This window comes from Microbacterium sp. B24 (genome assembly GCF_000333415.1).
GTDB lineage: Bacteria > Actinomycetota > Actinomycetes > Actinomycetales > Microbacteriaceae > Microbacterium.
Genome location: NZ_BADB01000265.1, coordinates 1 through 4,241, shown reverse-complemented (window position 1 = coordinate 4,241; position 4,241 = coordinate 1). Strand labels below are relative to the sequence as shown.

The 4,241-nt window shown below is 70.6% G+C and carries 5 protein-coding genes; 4 read left to right on the top strand and 1 reads right to left on the bottom strand.

Going from position 1 to position 4,241, the window contains the following annotated elements; translation table 11 throughout:
• The 4 genes from I5I_RS07050 to I5I_RS07035 form a co-directional block, all read left to right on the top strand.
• A partial coding sequence (locus I5I_RS07050; protein WP_239640051.1) for a FecCD family ABC transporter permease occupies window positions 1-544 on the top strand: 544 nt, incomplete at its 5' end.
• Window positions 541-1,557, top strand: coding sequence for a FecCD family ABC transporter permease (locus I5I_RS07045; protein ID WP_036318098.1), 1,017 nt, complete (start codon window positions 541-543; stop codon window positions 1,555-1,557). The genes I5I_RS07050 and I5I_RS07045, both read left to right, overlap by 4 nt.
• Window positions 1,554-2,396: an ABC transporter ATP-binding protein gene (locus I5I_RS07040; RefSeq protein WP_036318096.1), complete on the top strand. Its 843-nt coding sequence runs from the start codon at window positions 1,554-1,556 to the stop codon at window positions 2,394-2,396. The genes I5I_RS07045 and I5I_RS07040 overlap by 4 nt, the downstream gene beginning before the upstream one ends.
• A gap of 13 nt (window positions 2,397-2,409) precedes the next feature.
• Window positions 2,410-3,435 carry an iron-siderophore ABC transporter substrate-binding protein gene (locus I5I_RS07035; protein ID WP_036318094.1) on the top strand — a complete coding sequence of 342 codons (1,026 nt, stop codon included), beginning with the start codon at window positions 2,410-2,412 and terminating at the stop codon, window positions 3,433-3,435.
• A gap of 70 nt (window positions 3,436-3,505) precedes the next feature.
• Here the strand turns inward: I5I_RS07035 and I5I_RS07030 are convergent, their stop codons facing one another.
• A complete protein-coding gene (locus tag I5I_RS07030) occupies window positions 3,506-4,138 on the bottom strand; it encodes a biotin transporter BioY (protein ID WP_036318092.1) in 633 nt (210 codons plus the stop codon).
• Window positions 4,139-4,241 lie beyond the last annotated feature (103 nt).

Sequence of the window (4,241 nt, the reverse complement as noted above, 5' to 3'; positions counted from 1 at the left end):
GTCCCATGGACATGGTCGCCACCACTGCTCCGTCCGGCATGCCTGGTTCCAAGCGGCCCTGCGGGCGGGGCCGGGTAGGTACTGGGCAGCCGGAGGCCTGTCGACACGTGGTCTGGATGCCGTCGCGCTCGTGCTTCCCGCACTCGTCGTCGGCGCCGTGCTCGCCCTGCTATCGGCCCGCGGCCTCGACCTCGTGGCCCTGGGCACGGACTCCGCCGCCGGTCTCGGGCACGATGTCGGCCGCAGCCGCGTGCTCGGCATCGTCGCGACGGTGCTGTTGTGCGGCGGAGCGACGGCGATCGCCGGCCCGATCGTCTTCCTCGGACTGCTCGTCCCGCATGCGCTGCGCGCCGTCGTCGGTGGCAGCTACGCACGTCTGCTCCCGCTCGGAATGCTCTACGGCGGAGTGTTCCTGCTCTTGGCCGACGTCGCGGGACGCATCGTCGCGCCGCCGGGCGAGGTGCAGGCCGGCATCGTCGTCGCGATCATCGGCGCTCCCGTTCTGATCGGGCTCGTCCTCCAGCCGCGTCGGAGCATGCTGTGAGCGCCGCGCTGACCGTCCGGCGCGCGGCTACGCGTCGTCGTCGCGTCGTCGTCGTCGCGGTCATCGTCGCCGTCGTGCTGGCCGCGGCAGTGGCGATCTCGGTCGGCGACTACCCGATCACCCCCGATCGCCTGTGGGCGACGCTGACCGGGTCGGGAACGAGGATCGAGCAGTACGTCGTGTTCCAGGTGCGCGCGCCGCGCGCCGCCATGGCGCTCGTCGCCGGCGCCGCGCTCGGTGCTGCCGGTGCGCTCCTGCAATCGTTCCTCAGCAACCCCCTCGCCAGTCCCGACCTGCTCGGCATCTCCGGGGGGAGCGGGCTGGCGGCGGTGTCCGCGATCCTCCTCCTCGGCACCACCGGACCGCTCGTCGCCGTGTTCGCCTTCGTGGGCGGCTCCGCCGTCGCGGTCGTGCTCATGCTCGCCGGTCGATCGCTGCGTGACGGCGGCTTCCGGTTGATCCTGGCCGGTATCGGTGTCTCGTTCCTCACCTCGGCACTCATCAACCTCATGATGGTGCGCGCCAAGATCGAACAGGCCCAGGTCGCGCTTCTCTGGCTCACCGGAAGCCTCGCCTCGACGCCGTGGTGGCAGGTGCTCGTCGTGCTCGTCGTCTTCGTCGCGCTCGTCCCCGCGCTGATCGTCACGTCGCGGTGGCTGCCTCTCGTGCAGCTCGGGCGCGAAGCCGCCCACGGGCTGGGTGTGGCGAGCGGACCGGTGCGTGTCGTGGTCGTCACCAGCGCCGTGCTGCTCACCGCCGTCACCTGTGCGTTCGTCGGGCCCATCTCTTTCATCGCGCTCTGTGCCCCCGCGATCGCTCGAGCGCTCCTGCGCCACGGAGCGGTGGGCCTCGGCACGAGCGCCGTCGTGGGCGCCGCGCTGCTGCTCGCGGCCGACCTCGTCGCCCAGTACGCCCTCCCCGGCATGGCCGTGCCCGTCGGCATCGTCACCGGTGCGGTCGGGGCTTTCTTCCTCCTCTGGCTTCTGGCCACCTCGAAAGGACGCCGGCTGTGACCTCGCACTCCGCTTCCCCCCGCTTGACCGCGCGTGCCCTCGCCGCCGGCTATCCCGGGCGTCGCGTCATCGACGGCCTCGACCTCGAGATCGCCCCGGGGCGCGTCACGATGATCATCGGCGCGAACGCCTCGGGAAAGTCCACTCTGCTCGGCACGCTCGCACGGCTGCACGCTCCGCTCGCGGGTCGGGTGGAGATCGATGGGGCGGATGTTCGCGGCATCCCGCGCCGCTCGCTGGCCCAGACGGTGGGTCTTCTTCCGCAGCATCCGACCGCGCCCGACGGCGTCACGGTGGCCGAGTTGGTCGGTCGGGGGCGGCATCCCCATCGCGGGCTGCTGCAGCGCTGGAGCGCCCAGGACACGGCGCGGGTCGACGAGGCGATGGCGTGGACCGGCATCACCGAGCTCGCCGAGCGTCCGGTGGGGGATCTGTCGGGAGGTCAGCGTCAGCGCGTCTGGATCGCGATGGCCCTGGCGCAGGATCCGCGCATCCTGCTGCTGGACGAGCCCACCACCTTCCTCGACCTCAGCCATCAGCTCGAGGTGCTCGACCTGCTGCGCGAACTCAACCGCGAGCGCGGGACGACGGTCGTCGCCGTGCTGCACGACCTCAACCTCGCGGCCCGCTACGCCGACGACCTCGTCGTCATGCACGCCGGCGCCATCATCGCCCATGGCGCTCCCGCCGAGGTCATGACAGCCGAGACGATCCGCCGTGCCTTCGGACTGTCCGCACTGGTGATCCCCGATCCCCTCACGGCCACCCCGATCGTCATCCCCGTCCCGTCGACGAGCTCTGCTGCGCTCATCGACGAGGCCACCCCTGCACGTCCCTGAGAAAGGAAGACCCATGAGACGACTCCGCACAGCACTCGGGCTCGCCGCGATCGCCGGAGTGACCGCACTCCTGCTGTCGGGCTGCGCCGCCGGATCGGCCGCACCCACGAGCTCCGAGAGCGCGGCGGGTGACGGCTTCCCCGTCACCATCACCTCCGCGCTCGGCGACGCGACGATCACGAAGAAGCCCGAGCGCATCGCGACATGGGGGTGGGGGGCGACGGATGCCGTCCTCGCTCTCGGCATCCAGCCCGTTGCGATCCCCGCCGACAACTACTCGGGCGGCGACGACAAGATGCCGCCGTGGATCGCAGACGCCGTGGACAAGCTCGGAGGCGCCAAGCCCACCATCCTCGACGTCAGCTCGAACGACATCCCCCTCGAGGAACTGCTGAAGACGAACCCGGATGTGCTGCTCGCACCCTACTCGGGGCTCACGCAGAAGGACTACGACGCCATCACGGCGGCGGGCATCCCCGTCGTCGCCTACCCGACCGCGCCGTGGGCGACCCCCTGGCGTGATGTCATCACGATCACCGGCAAGGCTCTCGGGATGAGCACGCAGGCCGCCGATCTGCTGACGAGCCTCGACGCGCAGGTGAAGGACGCGGCGTCGGCGCATCCGGAGTTCGCCGGCGTCACGATCGCCTACGTGGACGACGACGTGGACACGTTCTACATGTATCTTCCGGCCGACCCGCGTGTGGAGGTTCTGCAGGATCTCGGCTTCGTCTCGCCGTCGAGTGTGACCGCGCTCGACAAGGGCGAGGGGACCTTCTACACCACGGTCAGTCAGGAGAACCTCGACAAGATCGATGCTCAGGTCATCTTCACGCAGGCTGAGGATCAGAAGACGCTCGACGACTTCCTCGCATCTGCGCGGGGTCAGCTGATCCCCGCCGTCAAGAAGGGTGCCGTCGCAGCGATGGTGGGCGCGGAGAACGTGGCGGCGGTCTCGCCGACCGCGTTGACGCTGCCCTGGGCACTGCCGACGATCACGCAGAAGCTGGCCGCCGCGGTGGCCGTCGCGAAGGGCTGACGCGGCCTCCACCTCACGACGACGGCCCCGACCACTGCGGTCGGGGCCGTCGTCGTTGCGAGGTGAGGAGTCAGCGGCCGGAACGGTTCTCCACGGCACGCACGCCCGCCCATGCCGCCGGGATCAGCAGCGCCGCCAGCGCGGCCTTGACGATGCCGCCGACGATGAACGGAGTGACGCCGGCGGCGAGGATCGCCTCGATACCGAGTCCCTTGCCGAGGACGGTGTTCAGGATGAAGGCCATGTAGGGCACACCGAACAGGAACGGGATCACGCTCGCCGCCACGAAGCCGACGAACGCGAGGACGGGACGTCGGTCCCACGCGCGCTCCGCGAACCATCCCGCGACGAAGGCGGCGAAGACGAAGCCGATGATGAACCCGAAGCTCGGCTTGGCGACGGCTGCGATGGTTCCCGTGAATCCCGCGAAGACCGGCAGACCCGCGAGGCCGGCGACGAGGTAGGTGAGGAGAGCGGCGGCGCCGCGACGGGCGCCGAGGGCGGCGCCCACGACGACGACGGCGAGAGTCTGTCCCGTGATGGGCACGGGCCAGAGCGGAACCTCGACCTGCGCGAGCACCGCGACCACGGCGGCGCCCGCGATCACGAGGGCTGTGTCCAGGGCAGCGGCGCGGGCCCGGTCGGTCGGGCGGGCGATGAGATCGGCGAGCACGAGGCGGCGGCCGGCGGCGGCGAGGGACATGCGGTCTCCTTCGAGAGGTGGACGGTTCATGGCTCAGCCTAAAGTCTCGCCACGCGGGCCACCTGGCCGAGATCGGACTCTAGAGGATCCCCGGGACCGAGCT

Bases quoted from the DNA above. Each gene is read 5' to 3' on its own strand.
- I5I_RS07030 (WP_036318092.1), bottom strand. From the start codon at position 4,138: ATGTCCCTCGCCGCCGCCGGCCGCCGCCTCGTGCTCGCCGATCTCATC.
- I5I_RS07035 (WP_036318094.1), top strand. From the start codon at position 2,410: ATGAGACGACTCCGCACAGCACTCGGGCTCGCCGCGATCGCCGGAGTG.